At 60.5% G+C, this 25971-nt stretch carries 28 protein-coding genes and 1 pseudogene; 21 read left to right on the forward strand and 8 right to left on the reverse strand.

The genetic code is table 11. The annotated features are described in order from the left end of the window. The first annotated feature begins 49 nt into the window (after nt 1-49). The 8 genes from ACYZTX_RS10395 (at nt 50) to ACYZTX_RS10430 (ending at nt 7791) form a co-directional block, all read left to right on the forward strand. A complete protein-coding gene (locus tag ACYZTX_RS10395) occupies nt 50-2293 on the forward strand; it encodes a chemotaxis protein CheA (protein WP_462033984.1) in 2244 nt (747 codons plus the stop codon). Nucleotides 2294-2342: 49 nt separating this feature from the next. Further along, nucleotides 2343-3467 (forward strand): protein-glutamate methylesterase/protein-glutamine glutaminase, encoded by a 1125-nt coding sequence (locus ACYZTX_RS10400; RefSeq protein WP_462033985.1) that lies wholly within the window; start codon nt 2343-2345, stop codon nt 3465-3467. Further along, nucleotides 3467-4207: a flagellar motor protein gene (locus tag ACYZTX_RS10405; RefSeq protein WP_462033986.1), complete on the forward strand. Its 741-nt coding sequence runs from the start codon at nt 3467-3469 to the stop codon at nt 4205-4207. The genes ACYZTX_RS10400 and ACYZTX_RS10405 overlap by 1 nt, the downstream gene beginning before the upstream one ends. A 12-nt stretch (nt 4208-4219) precedes the next feature. After that, nucleotides 4220-5113, forward strand: a complete 894-nt coding sequence (gene motD / locus ACYZTX_RS10410; protein ID WP_462037017.1) for a flagellar motor protein MotD — start codon at nt 4220-4222, stop codon at nt 5111-5113. Between the two features lie 43 nt (nt 5114-5156). Further along, the gene (locus tag ACYZTX_RS10415) at nt 5157-5945 is read left to right on the forward strand and encodes a ParA family protein (RefSeq protein WP_462033987.1); all 789 of its coding nucleotides are present in this window, start codon (nt 5157-5159) and stop codon (nt 5943-5945) included. A 1-nt stretch (nt 5946) separates the two neighbouring features. Further along, nucleotides 5947-6825: a CheW domain-containing protein gene (locus ACYZTX_RS10420; RefSeq protein ID WP_462033988.1), complete on the forward strand. Its 879-nt coding sequence runs from the start codon at nt 5947-5949 to the stop codon at nt 6823-6825. Nucleotides 6826-6912: 87 nt separating this feature from the next. Beyond that, a complete protein-coding gene (locus ACYZTX_RS10425; RefSeq protein WP_059407544.1) occupies nt 6913-7398 on the forward strand; it encodes a chemotaxis protein CheW in 486 nt (161 codons plus the stop codon). Beyond that, nucleotides 7399-7791, forward strand: a complete 393-nt coding sequence (locus tag ACYZTX_RS10430) for a DUF2802 domain-containing protein (protein WP_462033989.1) — start codon at nt 7399-7401, stop codon at nt 7789-7791. 117 nt (nt 7792-7908) lie between these two features. Here ACYZTX_RS10430 and ACYZTX_RS10435 read toward each other — a convergent pair whose 3' ends face one another. Together ACYZTX_RS10435 and fliK are read right to left on the reverse strand one after the other, a co-directional pair. After that, complete coding sequence (locus tag ACYZTX_RS10435; RefSeq protein WP_462033990.1) at nt 7909-8238, reverse strand: EscU/YscU/HrcU family type III secretion system export apparatus switch protein; 330 nt, start codon at nt 8236-8238, stop codon at nt 7909-7911. Beyond that, nucleotides 8235-9809 (reverse strand): flagellar hook-length control protein FliK, encoded by a 1575-nt coding sequence (fliK, locus tag ACYZTX_RS10440; RefSeq protein WP_462033991.1) that lies wholly within the window; start codon nt 9807-9809, stop codon nt 8235-8237. The genes ACYZTX_RS10435 and fliK overlap by 4 nt, the downstream gene beginning before the upstream one ends. A 197-nt stretch (nt 9810-10006) precedes the next feature. Between fliK and ccmA the strand changes: the two genes are divergently transcribed. The 12 genes from ccmA to ACYZTX_RS10500 all read left to right on the forward strand — a co-directional run bounded on the left by ccmA (nt 10007) and on the right by ACYZTX_RS10500 (nt 18370). Beyond that, nucleotides 10007-10642: a cytochrome c biogenesis heme-transporting ATPase CcmA gene (gene ccmA / locus ACYZTX_RS10445; RefSeq protein WP_462033992.1), complete on the forward strand. Its 636-nt coding sequence runs from the start codon at nt 10007-10009 to the stop codon at nt 10640-10642. Further along, entirely contained in the window at nt 10639-11307 is a 669-nt protein-coding gene (gene ccmB / locus ACYZTX_RS10450) for a heme exporter protein CcmB (RefSeq protein ID WP_090188533.1), read from the forward strand. Before ccmA ends, ccmB begins: the two co-directional genes overlap by 4 nt. Nucleotides 11308-11385: 78 nt before the next feature. Further along, the gene (locus ACYZTX_RS10455; protein ID WP_462033993.1) at nt 11386-12141 is read left to right on the forward strand and encodes a heme ABC transporter permease; all 756 of its coding nucleotides are present in this window, start codon (nt 11386-11388) and stop codon (nt 12139-12141) included. Beyond that, nucleotides 12138-12314, forward strand: coding sequence for a heme exporter protein CcmD (ccmD, locus tag ACYZTX_RS10460; RefSeq protein WP_027922383.1), 177 nt, complete (start codon nt 12138-12140; stop codon nt 12312-12314). Before ACYZTX_RS10455 ends, ccmD begins: the two co-directional genes overlap by 4 nt. Continuing rightward, on the forward strand, nt 12311-12766 hold the full coding sequence (gene ccmE, locus ACYZTX_RS10465) for a cytochrome c maturation protein CcmE (RefSeq protein ID WP_283183583.1): 456 nt from the start codon (nt 12311-12313) through the stop codon (nt 12764-12766). Before ccmD ends, ccmE begins: the two co-directional genes overlap by 4 nt. A 3-nt stretch (nt 12767-12769) precedes the next feature. Beyond that, entirely contained in the window at nt 12770-14758 is a 1989-nt protein-coding gene (locus ACYZTX_RS10470) for a heme lyase CcmF/NrfE family subunit (RefSeq protein ID WP_462033994.1), read from the forward strand. Then, on the forward strand, nt 14755-15291 hold the full coding sequence (locus ACYZTX_RS10475) for a DsbE family thiol:disulfide interchange protein (RefSeq protein ID WP_462033995.1): 537 nt from the start codon (nt 14755-14757) through the stop codon (nt 15289-15291). The genes ACYZTX_RS10470 and ACYZTX_RS10475 overlap by 4 nt, the downstream gene beginning before the upstream one ends. Further along, entirely contained in the window at nt 15288-15761 is a 474-nt protein-coding gene (locus ACYZTX_RS10480; protein WP_449642371.1) for a cytochrome c-type biogenesis protein, read from the forward strand. Before ACYZTX_RS10475 ends, ACYZTX_RS10480 begins: the two co-directional genes overlap by 4 nt. Further along, nucleotides 15754-16956 carry a c-type cytochrome biogenesis protein CcmI gene (gene ccmI / locus ACYZTX_RS10485; protein ID WP_462033996.1) on the forward strand — a complete coding sequence of 401 codons (1203 nt, stop codon included), beginning with the start codon at nt 15754-15756 and terminating at the stop codon, nt 16954-16956. The genes ACYZTX_RS10480 and ccmI overlap by 8 nt, the downstream gene beginning before the upstream one ends. Nucleotides 16957-16970: 14 nt before the next feature. Continuing rightward, nucleotides 16971-17375, forward strand: a complete 405-nt coding sequence (locus ACYZTX_RS10490) for a hypothetical protein (protein WP_462033997.1) — start codon at nt 16971-16973, stop codon at nt 17373-17375. 378 nt (nt 17376-17753) lie between these two features. Then, nucleotides 17754-17966 (forward strand): type II toxin-antitoxin system HicA family toxin, encoded by a 213-nt coding sequence (locus ACYZTX_RS10495; protein WP_462033998.1) that lies wholly within the window; start codon nt 17754-17756, stop codon nt 17964-17966. Further along, entirely contained in the window at nt 17966-18370 is a 405-nt protein-coding gene (locus ACYZTX_RS10500) for a type II toxin-antitoxin system HicB family antitoxin (protein ID WP_282377527.1), read from the forward strand. The genes ACYZTX_RS10495 and ACYZTX_RS10500 overlap by 1 nt, the downstream gene beginning before the upstream one ends. 97 nt (nt 18371-18467) lie before the next feature. Here the strand turns inward: ACYZTX_RS10500 and ACYZTX_RS10505 are convergent, their stop codons facing one another. Further along, nucleotides 18468-19673: an MFS transporter gene (locus ACYZTX_RS10505; RefSeq protein ID WP_462033999.1), complete on the reverse strand. Its 1206-nt coding sequence runs from the start codon at nt 19671-19673 to the stop codon at nt 18468-18470. 245 nt (nt 19674-19918) lie between these two features. On the opposite strand from ACYZTX_RS10505, the pseudogene ACYZTX_RS10510 reads away from it, so the two are divergent. Further along, nucleotides 19919-20037 (forward strand): annotated as a pseudogene (locus ACYZTX_RS10510) (hypothetical protein); the annotation flags it as partial. A gap of 185 nt (nt 20038-20222) precedes the next feature. Here ACYZTX_RS10510 and ACYZTX_RS10515 read toward each other — a convergent pair. The 5 genes from ACYZTX_RS10515 to ACYZTX_RS10535 all read right to left on the reverse strand — a co-directional run bounded on the left by ACYZTX_RS10515 (nt 20223) and on the right by ACYZTX_RS10535 (nt 25920). After that, the gene (locus ACYZTX_RS10515; RefSeq protein ID WP_462034000.1) at nt 20223-21221 is read right to left on the reverse strand and encodes a sulfate ABC transporter substrate-binding protein; all 999 of its coding nucleotides are present in this window, start codon (nt 21219-21221) and stop codon (nt 20223-20225) included. A gap of 105 nt (nt 21222-21326) precedes the next feature. Beyond that, nucleotides 21327-22151: an ion transporter gene (locus ACYZTX_RS10520; RefSeq protein WP_462034001.1), complete on the reverse strand. Its 825-nt coding sequence runs from the start codon at nt 22149-22151 to the stop codon at nt 21327-21329. A gap of 21 nt (nt 22152-22172) precedes the next feature. Beyond that, nucleotides 22173-23087, reverse strand: a complete 915-nt coding sequence (locus tag ACYZTX_RS10525; protein ID WP_462034002.1) for an urea transporter — start codon at nt 23085-23087, stop codon at nt 22173-22175. 147 nt (nt 23088-23234) lie between these two features. After that, nucleotides 23235-24650, reverse strand: coding sequence for a pyruvate kinase (pyk, locus tag ACYZTX_RS10530; RefSeq protein ID WP_462034003.1), 1416 nt, complete (start codon nt 24648-24650; stop codon nt 23235-23237). Next, the gene (locus ACYZTX_RS10535; RefSeq protein WP_462034004.1) at nt 24640-25920 is read right to left on the reverse strand and encodes a glycerate kinase type-2 family protein; all 1281 of its coding nucleotides are present in this window, start codon (nt 25918-25920) and stop codon (nt 24640-24642) included. Before ACYZTX_RS10535 ends, pyk begins: the two co-directional genes overlap by 11 nt. Between the last annotated feature and the right edge of the window lie 51 nt (nt 25921-25971).

Here is a 25971-nt window from a genome sequence, read left to right on the forward strand (position 1 = left end):
TTAGCATTTTAGGTTTTTTAGGTTTTTAGACCTCGGGAGCACCCCCTTAATGAGCTTCGGCGCCGATGAAGAGATCCTTCAGGATTTCCTGGTTGAGGCCGGCGAGATTCTAGAGCAACTGTCCGAACAGCTGGTCGAGCTTGAAAGCCGACCTGATGATGCGGACTTGCTCAATGCAATTTTTCGCGGTTTTCACACTGTAAAAGGAGGCGCCGGCTTCCTCCAGCTCCACGAGCTGGTGGAGTGCTGTCACATCGCCGAGAACGTGTTCGACATCCTGCGCAAGGGTGAGCGTCGCGTCGACTCGGAATTGATGGACGTGGTTCTCGAAGCGCTGGATGCGGTGAACGGCATGTTCACCGAAGTCCGCGAGCGCAGCCCGATCACGGCGGCCACGCCTGAATTGCTTGCCGCTCTGGCCCGTCTGGCCGAGCCGCAAACTGCTGAAGCCGCACCGGTTGCCGAAGTGGTCGAGACACCGGCTGCTGACAGCGAGTCGGGCGACATCACCGATAACGAATTCGAACAACTGCTGGACTCGCTGAACGCCGTCAAGGCGCAGGCCGAGGCCCCGGCGGCTGCTCCGCTGCCAGTGGGTAATGCCGCTGCCAGCGACGAAATCACCGATGCCGAGTTCGAGTCGTTGCTCGATCAGTTGCACGGCAAAGGCCAGTTCGCCGTCGATGCGGTAGTCCCTGCGCCCGCCGCACCGGTTGCCCCGAAAGCGGCAGGCGACAGCTCCGATATCACCGACGACGAGTTCGAAGCACTGCTCGATCAACTGCACGGCAAGGGCAACTTTGCCGTTGATGCGCTGGAATCGGCCATTGCTGCGGCGCCTGTCCCGGCTGCGCCAACCGCTAAAGCGGCTGGCAGCGATCTGATCTCCGATCACGAGTTCGAATCGCTGCTCGACGAATTGCACGGCAAAGGCAAGTTCACTGAAGTCGGTACCGTGTCGGGCGCCAGCGCTTCGGTTGTGGCCCCGGTGGCCAAGGCTGTTGCACCGAAACCCGTCGCCAAAGCGCCCGAGCCCAAAGCCGAAGCACCGAAGCCTGTTGCTGCTGCACCGGCTCCGGCTCGTGCCCCGGCCGCGCCACCGGCGGAAAAACCGGCCAGCGAAGCCGAGACCACCGTGCGGGTCGATACCGCGCGTCTCGACGAAATCATGAACATGGTCGGCGAGTTGGTACTGGTGCGTAACCGCTTGGTCCGTCTGGGCCTCAACAGCGGCGACGAAGCCATGTCCAAAGCCGTGTCGAACCTCGACGTGGTCACGGCCGACCTGCAAACCGCGGTCATGAAGACCCGGATGCAACCGATCAAGAAGGTCTTCGGGCGCTTCCCGCGTCTGGTTCGCGACCTGGCACGCCAGCTCAAGAAAGAGATCATCCTGGAACTGGTCGGCGAAGAAACCGACCTCGACAAGAACCTCGTCGAGGCCCTGGCCGACCCGCTGGTCCACTTGGTGCGCAACGCGGTCGACCACGGCATCGAATCGCCGGAAGAGCGTGAAGCGTCGGGCAAGTCCCGCGGCGGCAAGGTCATCCTCGCTGCTGAACAGGAAGGCGACCACATCCTGCTGTCGATCTCCGATGACGGCAAAGGCATGGACCCGAACGTCCTGCGTTCCATCGCGGTAAAACGCGGTGTGATGGACAAGGACGCGGCCGATCGCTTGAGCGACACCGAGTGCTACAACCTGATTTTTGCGCCAGGGTTCTCGACCAAAACCGAGATCTCTGACGTATCGGGTCGTGGCGTGGGCATGGACGTGGTGAAAACCAAGATTTCCCAGCTCAACGGTTCGATCAACATCTACTCGACCAAGGGCCAGGGCTCGAAGATCGTCATCAAGGTCCCGTTGACCCTGGCGATCATGCCGACGCTGATGGTCATGCTCGGCAACCAGGCGTTTGCGTTCCCGCTGGTGAACGTCAACGAGATCTTCCACCTCGACCTGTCGCGCACCAACGTGGTGGACGGCCAGGAAGTGGTGATCGTGCGGGACAAGGCACTGCCACTGTTCTACCTCAAACGCTGGCTGGTCGCCTCCGCCGCTCACGAAGAGCAGCGCGAGGGCCATGTGGTGATCCTTTCGGTGGGCACTCAGCGGATCGGCTTCGTCGTCGATCAACTGGTGGGCCAGGAAGAAGTGGTCATCAAGCCATTGGGCAAAATGCTCCAGGGAACCCCGGGCATGTCCGGCGCCACCATCACCGGTGACGGCCGCATTGCGCTGATTCTCGATGTACCGAGCATGCTCAAGCGTTACGCCGCACGGCGTATTTGATTCTGGTGGAGCGGGGCGACTGAGCCTCGCTCCGTCTAACGGAGTGTTTATGGCAGTCAAAGTCCTGGTGGTGGACGATTCGGGGTTTTTCCGCCGCCGCGTCTCGGAAATTCTTTCAGCGGATCCGAATATCCAGGTCGTCGGCACGGCGACCAACGGAAAAGAGGCGATCGATCAGGCGCTGGCCCTCAAGCCAGACGTGATCACCATGGACTACGAGATGCCGATGATGGATGGCATCACGGCGGTGCGGCACATCATGCAGCGCTGCCCGACCCCGGTGTTGATGTTTTCCTCGCTGACCCACGAAGGCGCTCGGGTCACTCTCGATGCGCTGGACGCCGGCGCGGTGGACTTCCTTCCGAAGAATTTCGAAGACATCTCCCGCAACCCGGAGAAGGTCAAGCAACTGCTGTGCGAGAAGATTCTCAGCATCTCGCGCAGTAACCGTCGTGCCAGCACCTACAGCGCTCCGGCACCCGTCGCCGCGCCAGCTCCGACGCCTTCGAGCGTCAGCAGCTACGGCAGCAGCGCACCTGCGCGTCCGGCACCAGCTCCGATTCCGGCGCGTACGCACGCACCCGCCTCATCGTCGCCTGCACCGAAACGCAAAGCCTACAAATTGGTCGCCATCGGCACGTCCACCGGTGGTCCGGTTGCCCTGCAGCGGGTTCTGACCCAATTGCCGGCCAACTTTCCCGCCCCCATCGTATTGATCCAGCACATGCCGGCGGCTTTCACCAAAGCCTTCGCCGAACGTCTGGACAAACTCTGCCGCATCAGCGTCAAGGAAGCCGAGGATGGCGACATCTTGCGTCCGGGCCTGGCGCTGCTGGCACCGGGTGGCAAGCAAATGATGATCGACGGCCGTGGTGCGGTGAAAATCCTCCCGGGCGACGAGCGTTTGAACTACAAGCCGTGCGTGGACATCACCTTCGGTTCCGCGGCCAAGTCTTACGGTGACAAAGTTCTGGCGGTGGTATTGACCGGCATGGGCGCCGATGGTCGCGAAGGCGCGCGTCTGCTCAAGCAGGGCGGCAGCTCGATCTGGGCCCAGGATGAAGCCAGCTGCGTGATCTACGGCATGCCGATGGCCATCGTCAAAGCCGAACTCGCCGACGCGGTGTACGGGCTGGACGATATTGGCAAGCATCTGGTCGAGGCTTGTATCTGATGGATGTTTTAAGCCTTATCGGGATCATCCTGGCGTTTGTCGCCATCATTGGCGGCAACTACCTTGAAGGCGGTCACCTCGGCGCACTGGCCAATGGCCCGGCGGCGTTGATCGTTATCGGTGGAACCGTCGGTGCGGCGCTGCTGCAGTCGCCGATGAGCGCCTTCAAGCGTGCCATGCAGATTCTGGCCTGGATCCTGTTCCCTCCACGCATCGACCTCGCCGGTGGCGTTGATCGCGTCGTCAACTGGAGCCTGACCGCACGCAAGGAAGGCCTGCTCGGTCTGGAAGGGGTGGCCGACGCCGAACCCGACAACTACTCGCGCAAAGGCCTGCAACTGCTGGTGGACGGCGCCGAGCCGGAAGCGATTCGAAGCATTCTGGAAGTGGATTTCTACACCCAGGAAAGCCGCGACATCGAAGCCGCCAAATTCTTCGAAAGCATGGGCGGCTACGCCCCGACCATCGGCATCATCGGTGCGGTGATGGGCCTGATCCACGTGATGGGCAACCTGGCCGATCCATCGCAGCTGGGCAGCGGCATTGCCGTGGCCTTCGTCGCGACCATCTATGGCGTGGCCAGTGCCAACCTGGTGCTGCTGCCGATTGCCGCCAAACTCAAGTCCGTCGCTTTGCGGCAATCGCGTTATCGCGAAATGTTGTTGGAAGGCATTTTGTCGATCGCCGAAGGTGAAAACCCTCGCTCTATCGAGTTGAAGCTTCAGGGCTTCATGGATTGATGGGGGTAATGGATTATGGCTCGTCGCCGGCAACCTGAAGAACATGTAAACCATGAACGTTGGCTGGTTTCGTATGCCGACTTCATTACGTTGCTGTTCGCTTTCTTTGTGGTGATGTATTCGATCTCATCGATCAACGAAGGCAAGTACAAGGTCATCTCGGAAGCGTTGATTGGCGTGTTCACCGATTCGGATCGTGCGCTCAAGCCGATCCCGATTGGCGACGAGCGACCGAAGACCGTGACCCCGGCCAAGCCGCTGGTTAAAGACGCCGAGCAGGTCGACGCCGGTATCGCGGGTGCCAGCGATCCGCTCAAAAGCATCGCCGACGACATCAGCGCCGCGTTCGGCGACTTGATCAGCTCCAATCAGATGACCATTCGCGGCAATGAGCTGTGGGTCGAGATCGAACTCAATTCCAGCCTGTTGTTCGGCAGTGGCGACGCCATGCCCAGTGACATCGCGTTCAACATCATCGACAAGGTCGCCGCGATTCTGAAGCCGTTCGACAACCCGATTCACGTCGAAGGCTTCACTGACGATCAACCGATCCGCACCGCGCAATACCCGACCAACTGGGAGCTGTCCTCGGCCCGTTCGGCGAGCATCGTGCGCATGCTGGCGATGCAGGGTGTGAACCCCGGTCGTCTGGCGTCGGTGGGTTACGGCGAGTTCCAGCCAGTGGCCAACAACGCGACTGCCGAGGGCCGGGCGCGTAACCGTCGGGTGGTGCTGGTGGTGTCACGAAATCTCGATGTGCGCCGCAGCCTCACCGGTACCGGAACCGCTAAAGCGCAACCGGATGCCGCATTGAAGCGTGCTGGCACACAAACTGCACCGACCCCGGTCAAGTCGCCGGTACGAGAGAGCGCCGTCAATTCTCCGTCACCCGCATTAATACGTTGAGCTATTTCTCGGTCAACCATTTCGACCGGGAGGAACAATCCGAATGAGAGTCTGGGCAGTCGCCAATCAAAAGGGTGGTGTCGGTAAAACCACTTCCTCTATCGCTTTAGCCGGTTTACTGGCCGATGCGGGCAAGCGCGTGGTCGTGGTCGATCTCGACCCTCACGGCTCCATGACCAGCTACTTCGGTTACGACCCCGATAGCCTGGAACACAGCAGCTACGACTTGTTCCTGAATAAGGGCAGCGTGCCGCAAGGCTTGCCCGGACAGTTGTTGTTGCCTACCAGCCACGAAAGTATTTCCCTGTTGCCATCGAGCACCGCACTCGCGACCCTCGAGCGCCAGTCGCCGGGTCAGAGTGGCTTGGGCCTGGTGATTGCCAAGAGCCTGGCGCAACTGTGGCAGGACTTCGATTACGCCGTGATCGACAGCCCGCCGTTGCTCGGTTTGCTGATGGTCAATGCCTTGGCGGCGAGCCAGCAGTTGGTGATTCCGGTGCAGACCGAGCACCTGGCGGTCAAAGGCCTGGAACGCATGGTCAACACCCTGGCGATGATCAACCGTTCACGCAAACAGGCGCTGCCCTTCAGCATCGTGCCGACCCTGTTCGACCGCCGCACGCAGGCTTCCCTCGGCACGCTGCGGGTGTTGCGCGACAAGTACCCGGAAGAAATCTGGCAGGGCTACATTCCCGTCGACACCCGCTTGCGTGACGCCAGCCGTGCCGGCGTGACGCCTTCGCAGTTCGACGGCAAGAGCCGTGGTGTCCTCGCCTACCGCGCACTGCTCAAGCACTTGCTGGCAGCACAACTTGTCCCGCAGGTGGCGTGAGATGAACCGCCCGGTAAAAATCACCTCGCGTCCGCAACTCGCGCTCCAGTCTTATCTGGACAACTTGCTGATGGACGCGACCGAAGAGTTGCCGCCGGAAATCGACGCGCAGCCCGAGGTGGTGGAGGTTGAAGCGGCTCTGGACGAATTCCAGGCGGCGGTGCTTGAAGAGCAGGCTCGTGATGCGCAGACACCCGCCGTGGTCGCCGCGCCGACAGTAGCGCCAGTGGTAGCACCTGTGGCGAGAGCACCGGTTGTGATCGAAGAAGCACCGGCACCGGTTCTGGCGTCTGTATCGACTATCGCACCGCTGCTGCAAGCCTTGGTGCCGCCGGTGGTCGAAGTCCATCTGCCGCCGAGCAACACGCCGCCACCGGTGGAAACCGATGGTCGTCCGTCCTGGGCCGCCGAACCCTTTGAATGCCTGTTGTTCGATGTCGCCGGGTTGACCCTGGCGGTGCCGCTGGTGTGCCTGGGTTCGATTTACTCCCTGGCCGGCCACGAGCTGACGCCGCTGTTCGGTCAGCCGGAATGGTTCCTCGGGATACTGCCGAGCCAGGCCGGCAACCTGAAAGTATTGGACACCGCGCGTTGGGTCATGCCTGACCGCTACCGCGACGATTTCCGTCAGGGTTTGCAGTACGTTATTTCGGTTCAGGGCTACGAGTGGGGGCTGGCGGTGCATCAGGTCAGCCGCTCGCTGCGCCTGGACCCGAACGAAATCAAATGGAGAAGTCACCGAGGTCAGCGGCCATGGCTCGCCGGCACGGTGATTGAGCACATGTGCGCCTTGCTGGACGTTGCCGCGCTGGCCGAGTTGATCGCCAGTGGCGGGGCAAAGCACATGGGCGGCAGTAAGCCGCTACACAAATCGACATAGCAGCCGACATAACAAGTACGCGACGGCATTGTTGAATGCCGCCAATAGAACACACACCGCCAGAAGCGGTTTTTCGAGGGGTCAGGTATGAGTAATCACGCGACGAATGCAAAGGGTTCCGAAGATCCGATCCTGCAATGGGTAACCTTCAAACTTGACAACGAAACCTACGGCATCAACGTGATGCGCGTTCAGGAAGTCCTGCGTTACACCGAAATCGCCCCGGTCCCGGGTGCCCCGAGCTACGTGCTGGGCATCATCAACCTGCGCGGTAACGTGGTCACCGTGATCGACACCCGTCAGCGCTTCGGCCTGATGAATGCCGAGATCAGCGACAACACCCGTATCGTCATCATCGAAGCCGACAAGCAAGTGGTCGGGATCATGGTCGACAGCGTCGCCGAAGTGGTTTACCTGCGTCAGTCGGAAATCGAAACCGCGCCGAACGTCGGTAACGAAGAATCCGCCAAGTTTATCCAGGGCGTGTGCAACAAGAACAACGAACTGCTGATTCTGGTCGAGCTGGACAAGATGATGAGCGAAGAAGAATGGTCGGACCTGGAGAACATCTGATTGATTCTTGAGGTGGCGGTCATTGTCCTGTTCCTCTTCTGGGCAGGCACGCTGGCGATGTTTCTGGCATACATACGAGGCCAACGGCTGATCGCTGCGCAACAGTCCCAGGGCGATGCGCTACGCGATCAGCGCATCAAGGACCTGGCCAAGCGTGTCGAGGACTACCAGAGCGGCAACGTGCGCATGGGTGAAGACCTGCACGAACTGCGCGCGGTCGTCGGCCCGTTGCCGGACAAGCTGGCTCAGCTGGAACAGCGCGATCCGTCGAGCCTGTCGTTTGCCCAAGCGGCGCGACTGGTCGGGATGGGCGCGAGTGTTGATGAACTGACTCAGTCTTGCGGGTTGACCCAGGCTGAGGCGGAGTTGATGCGTAAGCTTCACAAGAACTGAGAAGATCAAAAGATCGCAGCCTCGTTTCACTCGACAGCTCCTACACGGTGTACGCCATCCCAATGTAGGAGCTGTCGAGTGAAACGAGGCTGCGATCTTTTTGCATTCAACACAAAATCAATAATCATCCCCGCGATCAGTAATGTCCTTCTCGATCATCACCGCATCCGGATCCTGCCCCTCAGGAAACTTGCCCTTCAAATTCCAAGCAAACGCAATAATCTCGGCAATCGTGCGATACAACTCCTCCGGAATACTCTCCCCCAATTCCATCCGCGCCAGCAGTTTCACCAGCTCGGCGTTTTCGTAGATGGGCACTTCATAATCGCGGGCAATCTTCAGAATGGCTTCGGCCAGTGCTTCGTCACCTTTGGCGGTGAGGGTCGGGGCGTGGCTGCCGTCGTATTTGAGGGCGATGGCCTGGCGCGGGGCGTTGGGGTTGCTCATGCGGTTTCGTCGACCCAGCGTTGTTCGAGACGGGTTTGAGGGCCTTGCGGCGGTGTGCCGAGGTGGCAATCCAGATCGCCGACATTCAGGCCGGACGCCAGCAGGCGCTGGCGCAGTTCGGCCAGATTACGTTCGATCAGGCTGGCGGTGTAAGGCCGTTCGGCCCACAGCTGACTAGACAGGCTGCCTTTGATCAGTTGCGCCTGAATCTGTAGCGGGCCTAAAGGCTCCATGTCGAATGCCAGATCCACTCGCCACAATTGCTGTTTGGGTTCGCGCTCGTCGCGGCGTTCGTTTTGTTGTTCTTTCTCGGGGGCTTCTTCGCGTTGGAACTTGACTTGCAACGGCACGATGTCCTGCAGATTGCGCATCGGGATTTCCAGCTGCCAGGTGCTCATCAGCCGGCCGTCGTCAGTGACGCCGGTCTGTTCCAGGCTCGACAGTTGATGGCTTTGCAGGCGCGAAACTGCCGCTGCTGCCAAACGCAGCAAGTGCTCGAGATCGCCTTCGCCGTCCATGCTTTGTAGCAGGCGCTCGGGCAGCGGGAAGTTGGTTGGCTGCGGTTTGGCGCTGACCTGACCGAGCATGCCGAGGGCGCTGCGCACGAAATTCGGCATGGCCTGGGCCAGTGTGTTGGCGGCAATGATCGCGTTGAGATTGGTGTTGGCCGGCAGGCCTGGCGTCAGTTGGGCGATCAGCTTGAGCAGATCGCCTTTCATGTCCGGGGCGAGCGTGGGGTTCTGTCCGGCGAGCAGTTTGCTTTCCAGGAACATTCCGCTATTGGCCAACGCAAGGGCCAGGCCTTTGGGCGTGCTGAGTTGCCGAACATCGGGCAGCCCGGCGAGCAACTTATCGACGGCGGCATGCAGATCGCTGGGCGTCTGATTCGAAGACGGCAGGTTTTGCAGGAGCTTGAGCAGGCCATCCAGCGAGCCCTGGCGGCTTTGTTGACTGGCCAGTTGGTGGGTCACCGCCAATTGCTCCTGACGGCTGCTCAACGGCACGAACTTCAACGTCTGGGTGTCCTGCACCAGCGCGCTCAGCAAGGTGCCGATGCGCAGTGGCGTCGGGCTGTCGATACTCAGGGTGCTGCCGCTCAACGCGGTGTTGAGCAAGCTCACCATCGAGCGAAACACCGTCGGCTGCCCCGGCACCTGTGGCAACACCTGAGAGGTCAGCACTTTGCCTTGCAGCAGGGTGCCAACGGGCAGTTGCGCCGTGTCGATACGGGTGAGGGTGGCAACGCTGGAGGCGATGGCCTGTTGCACGGTGACGGCCAGATTACCCGCCGACGGCTGGGTGATCGCCAGGCTGGTGCCCTGCGGCAGCGGTTGGGTGCTGGTGGCTTGGACTGTGGTCTGACGGCCGCTGTCGAGGGTGACTTTGAGCAACAGTTGAAAGGTCTGATCCGCCTGCTTGAGCGACAGCACTTCGGCCTTGGCGGTCTGGCCGGCAGTGATCAGGCCCTCCATTGGCGTCAGCAGCTTGAGCAGCTCGCCGCTGACCGCCAACGGGCGTGAGGTCGAAGGCAGGGGCTGCGGTAGCGGGAGGATGTTCATTTCGCCTGTCATACGCGGTCACAACCTGAGGAAATTGGCCTCTTGAGAGGAGGGCGTGGCATGTATAATGCGGCCCCGTTGTACCGGAGCGCGGAAAACATTCGCAAAAACTTGATCTGGCTCCTTAGAACGGGGCGCCAATGGATTTATCCTGCATCTCTTTAGCGGCCGCTCCGCCGCCGACTTGAACCGTAAAGGCCCGTGATCTCTTGACCAGTCCAGTCCTGCAAACCGTTGCCCTTGCTTGTGAGCGAGACCTTCGGCTGCTCTTCGAAAATCTCGAATTGAGACTGGCCAGTGGCGAAATGTTGCAAATCAGCGGCCCCAACGGCAGTGGCAAGACCAGCCTTTTACGTCTGCTTTGCGGCCTGATGCAGCCGACCGCCGGTCACGTGCTGCTCAACGGCCAGCCACTGAACGAGCAACGCTTTGAGCTGGCGCGCAATCTGCTGTGGATCGGCCATGCTGCCGGGATCAAGGATCTGCTGACGCCGGAAGAGAATCTGAGCTGGCTTTGCGCCCTGCATCAACCGGCCTCCCATGAGGCGATCTGGCAGGCTCTGACTGCCGTCGGATTGCGCGGTTTCGAGGATGTTCCCTGCCACACGCTGTCTGCCGGGCAGCAACGCCGGGTCGCGTTGGCGCGGTTGTACCTGGAAAGCCCGCCGCTATGGATCCTCGATGAGCCGTTCACCGCGCTCGACAAACAAGGCGTGGCGCAACTTGAAGAACACCTGGCCGCCCACTGCGAGCGCGGCGGCATGGTGGTCTTGACCACGCACCATACGCTGACCCGGATGCCGGCCGGCTATCGCGACATTGATCTGGGGAACTGGGCCGTATGAGTGTTTTCGGCCTGTTGGTCGCCCGCGAGGCCCGTTTGCTGTTCCGCCGTCCTGCGGAACTGGCCAATCCGCTCGTATTCTTCGCGATCGTGGTTTCCCTGTTCCCGTTGGCGGTCGGACCCGAGTCTCAATTGTTGCAAACCTTGTCTCCGGGACTGGTCTGGGTAGCGGCCCTTTTATCGGTTTTGCTCTCGCTGGACGGGCTTTTCCGCAGTGATTTCGAAGATGGATCGCTTGAACAGTGGGTCCTTTCGTCGCACCCCCTGCCTCTTCTGGTTTTGGCCAAGGTACTGGCACACTGGGCCTTCTCTGGCCTGGCACTGGTTTTGCTCGCTCCACTGCTGGCATTGATGCTCGGTTTGCCAACCGCCTGTCTGCCGGTGTTGCTGCTTTCTTTATTGCTGGGTACACCGGTGCTGAGCCTGCTCGGTGCGGTGGGCGCGGCCCTGACGGTGGGATTGAAGCGCGGCGGCCTGTTGCTGGCGCTGCTGATTCTGCCGTTGTACATCCCGGTGTTGATTCTTGGCAGTGGCGCCTTGCAGGCGGCATTGCAAGGCATGCCGGCGACCGGTTATCTCTTGTGGCTTGGTAGCCTGACCGCTCTGGCGATAACCCTGACACCTTTTGCAATAGCTGCTGGCCTGAAGATCAGCGTCGGCGAATAATGAGGTCTGATCAATTTTTGATCAGCAAAGACCCTTGGCTGTTCGTGATGACGAGCAGCAACCGTGATGGAAACAGTAATGAACTGGACTTGGTTTCATAAGCTCGGCTCGCCCAAATGGTTTTACGGCATCAGTGGCAAACTGTTGCCGTGGCTGAGCGTCGCGGCGTTGCTGCTGATTGGCGTTGGCGTAGTCTGGGGCCTGGCCTTCGCGCCGCCGGACTACCAGCAAGGCAACAGCTTTCGCATCATCTATATCCACGTTCCGGCCGCCATGCTGGCGCAATCGGTCTACGTGATGCTGGCCGTGTGCGGCATCGTCGGGCTGGTGTGGAAGATGAAGCTGGCCGACGTCGCCCTGCAATGCGCGGCGCCCATCGGTGCCTGGATGACTGCCGTGGCGCTGGTCACCGGGGCGATCTGGGGCAAACCGACCTGGGGCTCGTGGTGGGTCTGGGATGCACGACTAACGTCCATGCTTATTCTGCTGTTTCTGTACTTCGGTCTCATTGCGCTGGGCAACGCCATCAGCAATCGTGACAGTGCCGCCAAGGCCTGCGCGGTCCTGGCGATTGTCGGCGTGATCAATATCCCGATCATCAAATACTCGGTGGAGTGGTGGAACACCCTGCACCAGGGCGCGACGTTCACCCTCACCGAAAAACCGGCGATGCCGGCCGAGATGTGGCTGCCACTGCTGCTGACGGTGCTGGGTTTCTACTGTTTCTTTGGCGCGGTGCTGCTGCTGCGCATGCGCCTTGAAGTGCTCAAGCGCGAAGCCCGCGCCAGTTGGGTCAAGGCCGAAGTGCAGAACAGTCTGGAGGCCGCTCGATGAGTTTTGCTTCATTCGGCGACTTCCTCGCCATGGGCCATCATGCCCTGTATGTCTGGTCAGCCTATGGCATCTGCCTGGCGGTGCTGGTCCTCAACGTGGCGGCGCCGATCCTGGCCCGCAAGCGGTATCTGCAACAAGAGGCGCGTCGTTTGCGCCGGGAGAACGGCAAGTGAATCCGCTGCGCAAAAAGCGTCTTATCATCATTCTCGCGATCCTGGTCGGTGTCGGCGCTGCCGTCGGCCTGGCCCTGAGCGCCCTGCAGCAGAACATCAATCTGTTTTACACCCCGACCCAGATCGCCAACGGCGAAGCCCCGCAAGACACGCGCATCCGCGCGGGCGGCATGGTCGAGAAAGGTTCGCTGCAACGTTCCGGCGACTCGCTGGACGTGAAATTCATCGTCACCGACTTCAGTAAATCCGTGACCATCAGTTACCGCGGCATCCTTCCGGACCTGTTCCGCGAAGGGCAGGGCATCGTTGCCCTGGGCAAGCTCAATGCCGACGGCGTGGTGGTGGCCGACGAAGTGCTGGCCAAGCACGATGAAAAGTACATGCCACCGGAAGTGACCAAGGCTTTGAAAGACAGTGGTCAATCTGCTCCAACGCCCGCGAAGGAGGGTTGATCGATGACGTCTGGACTCTATATTCCTGAACTCGGCCACCTGGCCATGATTCTGGCGCTGTGTTTCGCGCTGGTTCAGGCCGTGGTGCCGTTGCTCGGTGCCTGGCGCGGTGACCGCTTGTGGATGAGCCTGGCTCAGCCGGCTGCCTGGGGGCAGTTCGCGTTTCTGCTGTTCGCCTTCGGTTGCCTGACTTACGCCTTCATGGCCGACGATTTCTCCGTCGACTACGTCGCCAGTAACTCCAACAGCGCTTTGCCGTGGTACTACAAGTTCAGCGCAGTGTGGGGCGCTCACGAAGGGTCGTTGCTACTTTGGGCGTTGATCCTCGGCGGCTGGACCTTCGCGGTGTCGGTATTTTCCCGGCAGTTGCCGCAAGTGATGCTGGCTCGCGTGCTGGCGGTGATGGGCATGATCAGCATCGGTTTCCTGCTGTTCCTGATCCTCACGTCCAACCCATTCGCCCGAATCCTGCCGCAGATTCCTGCGGACGGGCGTGACCTCAACCCCTTGCTGCAAGACATCGGCCTGATCGTTCACCCGCCGATGCTTTACATGGGCTATGTCGGTTTCTCCGTGGCGTTCGCGTTCGCCATCGCCGCGCTGCTGGGCGGTCGTCTCGATGCTGCGTGGGCTCGCTGGTCCCGTCCGTGGACCATCGTCGCGTGGGCGTTCCTAGGTATCGGCATCACCCTCGGTTCGTGGTGGGCGTATTACGAACTCGGCTGGGGCGGCTGGTGGTTCTGGGACCCGGTGGAAAACGCCTCCTTCATGCCATGGCTGGTGGGCACGGCGCTGATTCACTCGTTGGCGGTCACGGAAAAACGTGGCGTGTTCAAGAGCTGGACCGTGTTGCTGGCCATCGCTGCGTTCTCGTTGAGCTTGCTGGGGACCTTCCTCGTGCGTTCCGGCGTGCTGACGTCGGTTCACGCCTTTGCGTCCGACCCTGAGCGCGGTGTGTTCATCCTGATCTTCCTGCTGTTTGTGGTTGGCGGCTCGCTGACGCTGTTTGCCCTGCGCGCTCCCGTGGTGAAGAGCCACGTCGGCTTCAACCTGTGGTCCCGGGAAACCCTGCTGCTGGGCAACAACCTGGTGCTGGTGGTGGCGGCGTCGATGATCCTGCTAGGCACCTTGTACCCGCTGATTCTCGACGCGATGACCGGCGCCAAGCTGTCGGTCGGCCCGCCGTACTTCAACGCCCTGTTCATTCCGTTGATGGCATTGCTGATGGTGGTGATGGCGGTCGGCATGCTGGTACGCTGGAAAGACACCCCGGTCAAATGGCTGTTCAACATGCTGACCCCGGTGTTGCTCGGCAGCGCTGCATTGGCCGTCGTGGCCGGCGTCGCTTACGGCGACTTCAACTGGGCGGTGATCGCGACCTTCATGCTCGCGGCCTGGGTGCTGTTGGCTGGCGTGCGTGACATCTTCGACAAGACCCGCCACAAAGGCCTGATCAAAGGCCTGCCGACCCTGACCCGCAGTTATTGGGGCATGCAGGTCGCTCACCTCGGCATCGCCGTGTGCGCCCTCGGCGTCGTGCTGTCGAGCCAGAACAGTGCTGAGCGCGATTTGCGTCTGGCGCCGGGCGAGTCCATGGACCTGGGCGGTTACCAGTTCGTGTTCGAAGGCGCCAAGCATTTCGAAGGCCCGAACTTCACGTCCGACAAGGGCACCGTACGGGTGATCAAGGGCGGCAAGGAAGTCAGCGTGCTGCACCCTGAAAAACGCCTCTACACCGTGCAGAACTCGGTGATGACCGAAGCCGGGATCGACGCCGGTTTCACCCGTGACCTCTACGTCGCCCTCGGTGAACCGTTGGGTGACGGCGCCTGGGCGGTTCGCGTCCACGTCAAACCGTTCGTGCGCTGGATCTGGTTCGGCGGCTTGCTCACCGGTTTGGGCGGGTTGCTGGCGGCGCTGGATCGCCGTTACCGGGTCAAGGTGAAAAGCCGCGTGCGTGAAGCACTGGGCATGACGGGAGCCACGGTATGAGACGTTGGTTGATGCTGTTGCCCCTGGTGATTTTTCTGGTGGTGGCTGTTTTCCTTTACCGCGGTCTGTTCTTGAATCCGGCCGAGTTGCCCTCGGCGATGATCAACAAGCCATTCCCGGAGTTTTCCCTGCCGGCCGTGCAGGGCGACAAAACCCTGACCAGGGCTGACATTCTGGGTAAACCGGCACTGGTCAACGTCTGGGGCACTTGGTGCATTTCCTGCCGGGTCGAACACCCGGTGCTGAACAAACTGGCCAAGCAGGGTGTGGTGATCTACGGCATCAACTACAAGGACGTCAACGCGGATGCGTTGAAGTGGCTGGACGAATTCCACAATCCGTACCAGCTGGATATCCGTGACGACGCAGGCACATTGGGCCTGAACCTTGGCGTTTATGGTGCTCCGGAAACCTTTTTCATTGATGCCAAGGGCATCATCCGCGACAAGTTCGTGGGTGTGATCGACGAACAGGTCTGGCGCGAAAAACTGGCGGCCAAGTATCAGGCGCTGGTCGATGAGGCCAAGCCATGAAGCGCTGGATAGCTGCCGCGGTATTGGGTTTGAGCATGGCCGGCGTCGCACACGCCGCCATCGACACCTACGAGTTCGCCAAAGAAGGTGATCGTGAGCGTTTTCGCGAACTGACCAAAGAGCTGCGTTGCCCCAAGTGTCAGAATCAGGACATCGCCGATTCCAACGCACCGATCGCCGCCGACCTGCGCAAAGAAATTTTTCGCATGCTCGGCGAGGGCAAGGACAATCAACAGATCATCGACTTCATGGTTGATCGCTACGGTGATTTCGTCCGCTACAAACCTGCTCTGAACGCCAAGACTGCTGTGCTCTGGTTCGGCCCTGCCGGCCTGCTGCTGGGCGGTTTTGTGATTATCGCCGTGATCGTCCGCCGTCGTCGCGTACAACGCACTGACACCAAGGATGAGCTTTCTGCCGAGGAGCGTGAGCGCCTCGACCACCTGTTGGATAAAACCAAGAATGATTGATTTCTGGCTCGCTGCAGGTCTGCTACTTCTGGTTGCCCTGAGTTTTCTCCTGATCCCCGTTCTGCGTGGTCGTCGCGCGCAGCTTGAAGAGGATCGTACTGCCCTGAACGTCGCGCTGTATCAGGAGCGCGTGGCTGAGTTGCAGACTCAGCAGGAAGAGGGCGTGCTCGATGCCGCGCAAATGGACACCGGCCGCGCCGAAGCCGCCCGTGAGTTGCTCGCCGACACCGAAGGCGTCGAGGCGCCGCACGTGTCCCGCCTGGGCAAACCGTGGCCCTTGCTGGCGGCGATTCTGGTACCGGTGCTGGGTCTTGGCCTGTACCTGCATTTTGGCGCCAGCGACAAGGTCGAACTGACCCGCGAATTCGCCCAGGCGCCACAGTCGATGGAAGAGATGACCCGTCGCCTGGAGCGCGCGGTCGCCGCTCAACCGGATTCGGCGGAGGGCCTGTACTTCCTGGGTCGTACTTACATGGCCCAGGACCGTCCTGGCGACGCGGCGAAGATCTTTGAGCGCACGGTGAACCTGGCCGGTCGTCAGCCGGAACTGTTGGGCCAATGGGCTCAGGCCCAGTACTTCGCCGACGGCAAGAAGTGGTCGGACAAGGTTCAGGCCCTGACCGATGAAGCACTGAAAGCCGATCCGAAAGAAGTCACCAGCCTTGGCTTGCTCGGTATTGCTGCCTTTGAAAGCCAGCGTTATCAGGACGCCATCGACTACTGGAATCGCCTGCTGGCGCAACTGCCGCCGCAAGACAGTTCCCGCGCTGCGCTGCAAGGCGGCATCACTCGGGCTACCGAGAAACTCGAAGCCAGCGGCGGCAAGGTTGCCCCGGCGCCAGCCGCCAAGGCCGCGGCGCTGCTCAAGGTGCGTGTGGATCTGGCGCCAGACCTGAAAGCCAAGGTCCAGCCGGGCGACAGCGTATTCATCTTCGCCCGCGCCACCTCAGGCCCACCGGCACCATTGGCCGCCAAGCGCCTGACCGTGGCCGACTTGCCAGCGACCGTCGAGCTGGGCGATGCGGATGCAATGATGCCGCAGTTGAAACTGTCGAACTTCCCTGAAGTCCAACTGGTTGCGCGCATCTCCCGCGCCGGCCAACCGACTGCCGGCGAATGGATCGGTCGCAGCCAGCCTCTGGCCAGCAGCACCACCGCGCCGCAACAATTGACCATCGATAGCCCAGATAAATAACAGGAAACGCCACCATGACCGCCATCGCTCGCATCACCCTCCTCAGTCTGGTTTTGGGGTTAAGCGCTTGTGCGGTCCAGCGGCCCGAGCCGACGCCGCTGCCGCCAATCCCGCCCTCGCAGCCCAGACCAACGCCGTCTACGTCACCGACTCCGAGCAAGCCGAGCATTCCGGCCAAGCCCGCCAAACCGCTGCCACGCACCTCCGCCAGCTTCGCGCCGCCACCGGGTGGCAACAGCCATTGGGATGCCAAGCTCGGCGTGTACGTTCTCGATGATCAGACCAACACCTTCTACCGCCAGCGCACGTACTATCGCTGGAATAACGGCTGGAGCCGGTCGATCAGCCCGAACGGGCCATGGGAAGACACCGATATCCAGGGCGTGCCGGGTGGGTTGGGCAGGCAGTTCGGGCAGTAAACAGAAACGGCGATCTAAGGATCGCCGTTTTGCTTTTTGGAGTCTGAGAAAGTCGTTCAGAGAATGGCGCGGTACTTGGTCAATGCCTTACTCGACTGATGTCTGGCAGCATCAGTCCTTCGACCAGGTCTTCGTATCCTGTGACACAAGCGTCGGGTCATTGCACACTCCTTGCTTCAGGCTCCGGTCGCTGAGTGTAATCCGGGTTGACCTCGGCGTAACGGATCAGGCTGAGCGAAAGTATTCATTTTTGGGAAGAATGCCACGGCCCGCAATCACACTCTGTAAAACAACCGAGCGTCGCGTCTCGAATTTTTGTGCTTGAGTAAAGATAACTCTAGGGTTACTTTTGTTCGGGCCTCAGCAAGGAGGCGAGTGGTGCAGAGCAGGCTATTGATCAAGGAGTTGGAGGCGGCGGGCTGGACACTGGATCGGATTACCGGCAGCCATCGCATCTTCACTCACCGATACAACCCATACACGATTCCCGTCCCTCATCCGAAAAAGGATTTGCCGGTCGGGACGGTCAAAAGCATCAGGAGGCGAGCCGGGCTGTATTGCCCGGGAGCCAGTTACGCAGGAGATCCATAATGCAATATCCAATCTGTATCGAGTGGGGCGACGAGAACACCGCCATCGGTATTCAGATCCCCGATATTCCAGGCGCGGTAACGGCCGGGGATACGTTTGAAGACGCCTATAACGCAGCGGTCGAGATTGCCCACATCCTGCTTCAGGAGATAGCGGCTGACGGGGAGTCGATTCCGATGCCTACTTCTGCGGCCGCTCACCGTGGAAATCCGGACTTTGCCGACATGGGCTGGGGAATGCTGGAGTTGGACATCGCGCCCTATATGGGCAAAACCGAGAAGGTCAACGTGACGCTGCCTGGCTACGTGATTCAGCGCATTGACCGATATGTGCGTGAGCACAATGTCAAAAGCCGCTCTTCCTTTCTGGCAGATGCGGCGATGGAGAAATTGGTTCGGCATTGAGTGGTACCAGTCACATCACCTTCGCGGGCAAGTCCGCTCCCACAGGGGCAGCGAATAACCTGTGGGAGCGGGCTTGCCTGCGATGCTTCTTGACAATTTAAGCGGTAGCGTGCGAACGCCCCTCTGACACACTCAAAAACCGCAACAAAGCCAACAGCGGAAACGCGCTACCCACCATCACGATCCACAACCAGCCGCCGTGTTCATACACCGCACTGGCCACCGAGGAACCAAACGCGCCGCCGATGAAAATGCTGGTCATGTACAGCGCATTCAGGCGGCTGCGGCTTTTGGCGTCGAGGGCGTAGACCGCGCGTTGGCCGAGCACCATGTTCATCTGCACGCAGAAGTCGAGCACCACGCCGGTGACCGCTAGGCCGATGACGCTGAAGGCCGGATGGACGAAGGCGGGCAGGAAGCTCAGGCTGGCAAACAGCAGGGCCAGCAGTGAAGCAATGCGGGTGTGGCCGGCATCGGCCAGTCGACCGGCAATGGGGGCGGCGATGGCACCGATGGCCCCGACCAGAGCGAAGATCGCGATCTGGGTTTGCGACAGGCCATGATTGTGCGCCAGTTCCAGCGGCACGGCGGTCCAGAACAGGCTGAACGTGGCGAACATGCAGCCCTGGTAGAACGCGCGCTGGCGCAATACCGGTTGTTGACGCAACAAGGTCCAGAGCGAACCCAACAACTGACCATAAGAAGCGCTGTGATCAGGCTGGCGCTTGGGAATTGTCAGTGCCAGCACGATGCTGATCGCCGCCATCAACACCGCTGCAATCACAAACATCGCGCGCCAGCCGAAATGGTCAGCCACTACACTGGACACCGGTCGCGCCAACAGAATCCCCAGCAGCAAACCGCCCATGATCCCGCCGACCACGCGGCCTCGAGTCTCTTCCGGTGCGAGGTGTGCAGCCAGCGGAATCAGGATCTGCACCGACACCGAACTGAAACCCACCAGTAGCGAGATCAGCAAAAACACGTTGGGCTGATCGGTAAACGCTGCGCCCAGCAGACTGGCAATCGCCACCACGGTGGTGATGATCATCAAGCGGCGGTTTTCCAGCAGATCACCCAGCGGCACCAGAAAAAACAAACCTAACGCGTAACCAATCTGGGTCAGCGAAACGATCAGGCTGGCCATGGTGCTGGTCAGGCCAATGTCGGGTGCGATCAGGCCGATGATCGGTTGGGCGTAGTAAATGTTGGCAACGATGACGCCGCAGCAGAAGGCAAACAGCAGCACCATGCCTTTGGTCATTGTCGCGGCACCGTGGGGCACCTGGGTGGCTGGGTTCATATCGGGTCTCGCTGAACAAAGGGAATGCGCGCAGGCTAATGGGCTGACCGGAACGGCGGAAGAGGGGTTGGAGTGATAGCAATCATTCCTTTGCGGAATGAGTGACGGACGTGTGCGATGTCCGTCGACGAACCCTGCGACAAAACATTGAAGTCCGATGATACATTCGCTTACATCCTGTTCGATAGCGTGCTCATGTTCTCTCCTCACGTTTTTCATAAAACGGAAGGCACTTCCATGAATGCGATCGCAGCTTGCTGAAAGTGGGTGTGAAGATCGTGACGTTCGTCACCCAGAGTGCAGACGGGACGCTGACCGCCCAATCGATTTCCCGGGCAAGGACGGCGTGACACCACCGATGTAACGGAAAAACCGCAGTCCCTGTGGGAGCGAGCCTGCTCGCGAATGCGGTGTATCAGTCACCATCAATGTGAATGACCCACCGCATTCGCGAGCAGGCTCGCTCCCACAGTTGTTCAGTGGCGTGGCAAAAAAACTCACACAAAAAAGGCGACCTTCTCAGGTCGCCTTTTTCATAGGGCTCAGGAATTACTGGCCGCTGTAAATCTGATCAAAGATCCCACCATCATTGAAGTGAGTCTTTTGCACAGTCCGCCAGTCACCAAAAGTCTTCTCTACCGAGAGGAAATCAACCTTAGGGAAGCGATCGGTGTACTTGGCCAGCACCGCCGGATCCCGCGGACGCAGGTAGTTCGCCGCCGCAATCTCCTGCCCTTCAGGCGACCACAGGTACTTCAAATATTCCTCAGCTGCCGCGCGGGTGCCTTTCTTGTCGACGGTTTTGTCGACCACCGACACCGGCGGCTCGGCTTCAGCGGAAACACTCGGGTAGATCACTTCAAACTGGTCACGACCAAACTCGCGGGCAATCATTTCCGCTTCGTTTTCGAAGGTCACCAGCACGTCGCCAATCTGGTTGGTCATGAAGGTGGTGGTGGCTGCACGGCCACCGGTATCCAGCACCGGCGCTTGTTTGAATAGCTTGCCCACAAAGTCTTTGGCTTTGCTTTCGTCACCACCGTTTTTCAGCACATAACCCCAGGCCGAGAGGTAGGTGTAGCGGCCGTTGCCCGAGGTTTTCGGGTTCGGCACGATCACCTGCACGCCGTCCTTGAGCAGGTCGGGCCAGTCTTTCAGGGCTTTCGGGTTGCCTTTGCGGACGATGAACACGGTGGCCGAGGTGAACGGCGCGCTGTTGTTCGGCAGGCGGGTGACCCAGTTGTCCGGGACCAGTTTGCCGTTGTCCGCGAGGGCGTTGATGTCGGTGGCCATGTTCATGGTGATGACGTCGGCTGGCAGGCCGTCGATCACCGAACGCGCCTGTTTGCTGGAGCCGCCGAAGGACATCTGCAGGGTGATGTTTTCGTTGTGCTCGGCTTGCCAGTGTTTCTGGAAGGCAGTGTTGTAGTCCTTGTAGAAATCTCGCATCACGTCGTAGGAAACATTGAGCAGGGTCGGTGCGGCCTGAACCACGCTGGTCAGTGCCAGCCCAGCGGCCAGAAGTGAGGCGCCAAAGAGTTTTTTCACTGCGCATTCCTTGTTCGAAAAGTTTTCTATTTAAATAAGTGAGGCAATTTTCCAGCGACTATAGCCGGGCTCGCATAGTCCTTTAAAGATTAAAAAGAACTTTGCTTATTCCAGTTTCTTGAAGAGTTGATTACCGCACCGCGAGCAGAATGCTGCGCCGTGTTCGTGGTTGTTTTTCTTGCACACCGGGCAGTCGTGTTGCAGTTGCTCGCCACGCATGGCGTTGGCCAGTTCGGCGGTAAAAATTCCCGTGGGCACGGCGATGATCGAGTAACCGGTGATCATCACCAGCGACGAGACCACCTGGCCCAACGGCGTTTTGGGCACGATGTCGCCGAAGCCTACGGTGGTCAGCGTCACGATGGCCCAATAGATCCCTTTTGGGATGCTGGTGAAGCCGTGCTCCGGGCCTTCGATCACGTACATCAGCGTGCCGAACACTGTAACCAGCGTGCAGACGCTGACCAGAAACACTACGATTTTCTGCTTGCTGCCGCGCAGCGCTGCCATCAAATAGTTGGCTTGTTTCAGATACGGGCTGAGCTTGAGCACGCGGAAAATCCGCAACATCCGAATGATCCGGATGATCAGCAGGTACTGCGCATCGGCGTAATACAGCGCGAGGATGCCGGGCACGATCGCCAGCAAATCCACCAGCCCATAAAAGCTGAACGCGTAACGCAACGGCTTCGGCGAACAGTACAGCCGCAGGCCATATTCGATGGCGAAGATAACGGTGAAACCCCACTCGATGTACGCCAGCACGTTGGCGTAGTTCTCGTGAATGGAGTCGATGCTGTCGAGCATCACGATCACAATGCTGGCGAGGATGATCAACAGCAAAATGCCGTCGAAGCGCCGACCGGCCTTGGTGTCGCTCTGGAAAATCATGACGTAAAGCTCTTCACGCCAGTTTTTGCTGCTGTTCATGGAAAACGCCTGAACCGGGAATCAGCGCAGCCTAGGGTGATTCTCCCCGGGAGCGCAAGGCGCACGGGCGACAGTGGTCTTGCCGAGCATTTGAACAACCGTACGGATCAGCCAGCAGGAGAGGATGAACGGCGCGGTCAGCGTTGGCAGACCGATGGCGGCAAACACCGGCGTCAGCAACAGCGCTGATGCAATACCGATCAGCGGCAGCCAAGGCTTCTGGCGCTGCGAGCTCAAGGCGATGGCGGCGAGTACAGCGTTATAGCCACCGAGGCCGATCAATGCGCTATAGAAGTCGTGATGCAGCATGCTCCAGCCCATGCCCGCGACAGACGCCAACAACGCCCAGCAGAATGCGCGGCGATCAGCGATCAGCAAACCCACGGCAATCATCGCACCGGCCAGCGGATGACCGAGGAACATCACCTGGCCGAGGCCTTTCAGTGGTGCGGCGAGCATGTTCAGCGTATTGATTTCGATAAAGTGCGCATTTGTCGAGGGCGTGGCGAAGCACAGCAGCAACCAGCCCAGCCCCACGAAGGGCGCCGTATAGGCAGGCAGGTATTGGCTGACCCGGACGCGTTTGAGCCACTGTTGAGTGAACATCGCGCTAAGGCCGCCCGCGGCGATGATCAGCGGCGGCAACATCGCTGACCATGGAAAGTAGAGGCTCAGCAGCAAACCGAGCAAGACACCGTTGTAACTGAAGAGTCCCGCCTGTCGATCGGCCTTGGCATAACCGCGTCGTTGCGCGGTGAGCAACCCGGCGACACCGCCCAGCAGCGCACCGCCGAGCAGGGCCGGCGCGGTGAAAAGAATGGCCAGCAGGCACAGCAGGCCGCACAGCGGATGGCGCTGGAGGAAGACCTGACTGAAACCGTTGAGCAGGGCAGTCGCCCAGTCGGGGCAGTGGGTGTTGAAGTGGTTGGCAGGCATGATGAAGTCTGGGTGTATGGGGGACGGAGTCGCCCCATTCGCGAGCAGGCTCGCTCCCACACTGAATCTTCGTTCAGTCGTCAGATTTGTGAACAACACAAATTAACTGTGGGAGCGAGCCTGCTCGCGATGGGGCCGGTATGAGCACTAAATCAATGTTTCGATACGCAGTGAGTTAGTCGACCCCGGCTGCCCAAACGGCACACCCGCGGTGATCAATAAAGTGTCGCCACGCTTGGCCATGCCCTGCGCCTGTGCAATCTCCAGCGCCGTCGAGCACACCTCATCCACCTGCCGCAGCCGATCATTGACCACCGAGTGCACGCCCCACGCCACCGTCAGCCGGCGAGCGGTTTGCAGGTTCGGCGTCAGGTTGAGGATTGGCACCGTCGGCCGTTCCCGCGCGGCACGCAAACTCGACGTGCCGGACTCGCTGTAATTCACCAGCACCGCCACCGGCAGCACATTGCTGATGCGACGAATCGCGCAGCTGATCGCGTCGGACACTGTTGCCTCAGCCTTCGGCCGGCTCACGTCCAGTTGCGCCTGATAATCCGGGCCGTTTTCCACTTGGCGGATGATTTTGCTCATCATCTGCACGGCTTCCAGCGGGTACTCGCCGGACGCGGTTTCCGCCGACAACATCACCGCATCCGCACCTTCGGCCACGGCGTTGGCAACATCGGTCACCTCGGCACGGGTCGGGGCAGGGGAGAAGCGCATCGACTCGAGCATCTGCGTGGCCACCACCACCGGTTTGCCGAGCTGACGGCAGATGGTGATGATGTTTTTCTGAATTTGCGGCACGCTTTCGGCCGGCACTTCCACGCCCAGGTCACCGCGAGCCACCATGATCGCGTCGCTCAATTCGGCGATCTCGCGCAGTTGAGTCACCGCCGATGGCTTCTCGATCTTGGCCATCAGAAACGCCTTGTCGCCGATCAGTTCGCGCGCCTCGCGCATGTCTTCCGGGCGCTGCACAAACGACAGCGCCACCCAGTCCACACCCAACTCCAGACCGAAGCTCAGATCACGACGATCCTTGGCCGTCAGTGGGCTCAGTTCCAGCACCGCTTGTGGCACGTTCACGCCTTTGCGATCCGACAGCTCGCCGCCATTCAGCACGGTGGTGTCGATCGCATCGGAATACTTGGTGACCACACGAAGACGCAGCTTGCCGTCGTCCAGCAGCAGGTCCATGCCCGGTTGCAGCGCCGCGATGATTTCCGGGTGAGGCAGGTTGACCCGGCGCTCATCACCCGGCGTCGGATCAAGATCCAGACGCAGAGCCTGACCGCGATGCAGTTGCACTTTGCCTTCGGCGAACTTGCCGACCCGCAGTTTCGGGCCTTGCAGGTCCATCAGAATGCCCAGCGGATAATTCAACTGGCGCTCGACTTCACGAATCCACTGATAGCGCTGAGCGTGGTCGGCGTGATCGCCGTGGCTGAAGTTCAGGCGAAAAATGTTGACCCCGGCCTGCACCAGCTCACGGATGTCGTCGATCCCGTCAGTGGCAGGGCCGAGGGTGGCGAGGATTTTAACCTTCTTGTCAGGCGTCATTTTTTGGGTTCTCGAGAATCAGGATGGCTCGGAAGTCGTTGACGTTGGTGCGGGTCGGCTCGGTGACGATCAGGGCGTCCAGCGCCTCGAAATAGCCGTAGCCATTGTTGTTGTCCAACTCGTCGCTGGCGCTCAAACCGAGTGCGGCGGCGCGGGCGTAGCTGTCCGGGGTCATGATCGCGCCGGCGTTGTCTTCGGAGCCGTCAATGCCATCGGTGTCACCGGCCAGCGCGTAGACGCCGGGCAGTCCTTTGAGGCTGTCGGTCAGGCTGAGCAGGAATTCGGCGTTGCGTCCGCCACGACCATTGCCGCGTACGGTGACCGTGGTTTCGCCGCCCGAGAGGATGACGCAAGGCGCTGCCAGCGGCTGGCCGTGCAGCACGACCTGACGAGCGATACCGGCGTGAACCTTGGCCACTTCGCGGGATTCGCCTTCCAGGTCGCCGAGGATCAGCGGGCTGAAACCGGCCTGACGTGCTTTCACCGCAGCGGCTTCAAGCGACTGCTGCGGGCGGGCGATCAACTGGAAATGACTGCGCGCCAGGCTCGGGTCGCCGGGTTTAACCGTCTCCGATTCCGGGCTTTGCAGCCAGTTGCGCACCGAGGCCGGGACTTCGATGCCGTAGCGCTTGAGGATCGCCAATGCTTCGGCCGAGGTGCTCGGATCGGCCACGGTGGGGCCGGAGGCGATGACCGTGGCGAGGTCGCCCGGTACATCGGAAATCGCATAGGTATACACCGTGGCAGGCCAGCAGGCTTTGCCGAGGCGGCCGCCCTTGATCGCCGAGAGGTGTTTGCGTACGCAGTTCATCTCGCTGATGGTGGCGCCGGATTTGAGCAGGGCTTTGTTGATCGACTGCTTGTCGGCCAGGGTGATGCCGGCCGCCGGCAAAGCCAGCAGGGCAGAGCCACCGCCCGAGAGCAGGAAGATCACGCGGTCGTCTTCAGTCAGGTTGCTGACCAATTCCAGCACGCGTTTGGCGACCGCCAGACCGGCCGCATCGGGCACCGGGTGAGCGGCTTCGACCACTTCGATTTTTTCACACGGGGCGCCGTGACCGTAACGCGTCACCACCAGACCTGTGACTTCACCCTGCCAGCAGCGCTCGACTACCTGGGCCATGGCCGCGGCGGCTTTGCCGGCGCCGATGACGATCACCCGACCGCTGCGATCTTTGGGCAAATGGGCTTCAAGGACTTGCTGCGGATGGGCCGCGTCGATGGCTGTGGCAAACAGCTCGCGCAGGAATTGTTGCGGATCGACCGACATGGCGGGCTCCCGGATTTCTTGTTATTGGAGGGCGACTCGATCTCCTGTGGG

It is taken from the genome of Pseudomonas sp. MDT1-17, from assembly GCF_054898105.1.

What these genes read in the sequence shown, in the direction of transcription:
- ACYZTX_RS10395 (WP_462033984.1), top strand. Translation starts at nt 50, where the DNA reads ATGAGCTTCGGCGCCGATGAAGAGATCCTTCAGGATTTCCTGGTTGAG.
- ACYZTX_RS10400 (WP_462033985.1), top strand. Translation starts at nt 2,343, where the DNA reads ATGGCAGTCAAAGTCCTGGTGGTGGACGATTCGGGGTTTTTCCGCCGC.
- ACYZTX_RS10405 (WP_462033986.1), top strand. Translation starts at nt 3,467, where the DNA reads ATGGATGTTTTAAGCCTTATCGGGATCATCCTGGCGTTTGTCGCCATC.
- ACYZTX_RS10415 (WP_462033987.1), top strand. Translation starts at nt 5,157, where the DNA reads ATGAGAGTCTGGGCAGTCGCCAATCAAAAGGGTGGTGTCGGTAAAACC.
- ACYZTX_RS10420 (WP_462033988.1), top strand. Translation starts at nt 5,947, where the DNA reads ATGAACCGCCCGGTAAAAATCACCTCGCGTCCGCAACTCGCGCTCCAG.
- ACYZTX_RS10425 (WP_059407544.1), top strand. Translation starts at nt 6,913, where the DNA reads ATGAGTAATCACGCGACGAATGCAAAGGGTTCCGAAGATCCGATCCTG.
- ACYZTX_RS10435 (WP_462033990.1), bottom strand. Translation starts at nt 8,238, where the DNA reads ATGAGCAACCCCAACGCCCCGCGCCAGGCCATCGCCCTCAAATACGAC.
- fliK (WP_462033991.1), bottom strand. Translation starts at nt 9,809, where the DNA reads ATGACAGGCGAAATGAACATCCTCCCGCTACCGCAGCCCCTGCCTTCG.
- ccmB (WP_090188533.1), top strand. Translation starts at nt 10,639, where the DNA reads ATGAGTGTTTTCGGCCTGTTGGTCGCCCGCGAGGCCCGTTTGCTGTTC.
- ACYZTX_RS10455 (WP_462033993.1), top strand. Translation starts at nt 11,386, where the DNA reads ATGAACTGGACTTGGTTTCATAAGCTCGGCTCGCCCAAATGGTTTTAC.
- ccmD (WP_027922383.1), top strand. Translation starts at nt 12,138, where the DNA reads ATGAGTTTTGCTTCATTCGGCGACTTCCTCGCCATGGGCCATCATGCC.
- ACYZTX_RS10470 (WP_462033994.1), top strand. Translation starts at nt 12,770, where the DNA reads ATGACGTCTGGACTCTATATTCCTGAACTCGGCCACCTGGCCATGATT.
- ACYZTX_RS10475 (WP_462033995.1), top strand. Translation starts at nt 14,755, where the DNA reads ATGAGACGTTGGTTGATGCTGTTGCCCCTGGTGATTTTTCTGGTGGTG.
- ACYZTX_RS10480 (WP_449642371.1), top strand. Translation starts at nt 15,288, where the DNA reads ATGAAGCGCTGGATAGCTGCCGCGGTATTGGGTTTGAGCATGGCCGGC.
- ccmI (WP_462033996.1), top strand. Translation starts at nt 15,754, where the DNA reads ATGATTGATTTCTGGCTCGCTGCAGGTCTGCTACTTCTGGTTGCCCTG.
- ACYZTX_RS10490 (WP_462033997.1), top strand. Translation starts at nt 16,971, where the DNA reads ATGACCGCCATCGCTCGCATCACCCTCCTCAGTCTGGTTTTGGGGTTA.
- ACYZTX_RS10500 (WP_282377527.1), top strand. Translation starts at nt 17,966, where the DNA reads ATGCAATATCCAATCTGTATCGAGTGGGGCGACGAGAACACCGCCATC.
- ACYZTX_RS10505 (WP_462033999.1), bottom strand. Translation starts at nt 19,673, where the DNA reads ATGAACCCAGCCACCCAGGTGCCCCACGGTGCCGCGACAATGACCAAA.
- ACYZTX_RS10520 (WP_462034001.1), bottom strand. Translation starts at nt 22,151, where the DNA reads ATGAACAGCAGCAAAAACTGGCGTGAAGAGCTTTACGTCATGATTTTC.
- ACYZTX_RS10525 (WP_462034002.1), bottom strand. Translation starts at nt 23,087, where the DNA reads ATGCCTGCCAACCACTTCAACACCCACTGCCCCGACTGGGCGACTGCC.
- pyk (WP_462034003.1), bottom strand. Translation starts at nt 24,650, where the DNA reads ATGACGCCTGACAAGAAGGTTAAAATCCTCGCCACCCTCGGCCCTGCC.
- ACYZTX_RS10535 (WP_462034004.1), bottom strand. Translation starts at nt 25,920, where the DNA reads ATGTCGGTCGATCCGCAACAATTCCTGCGCGAGCTGTTTGCCACAGCC.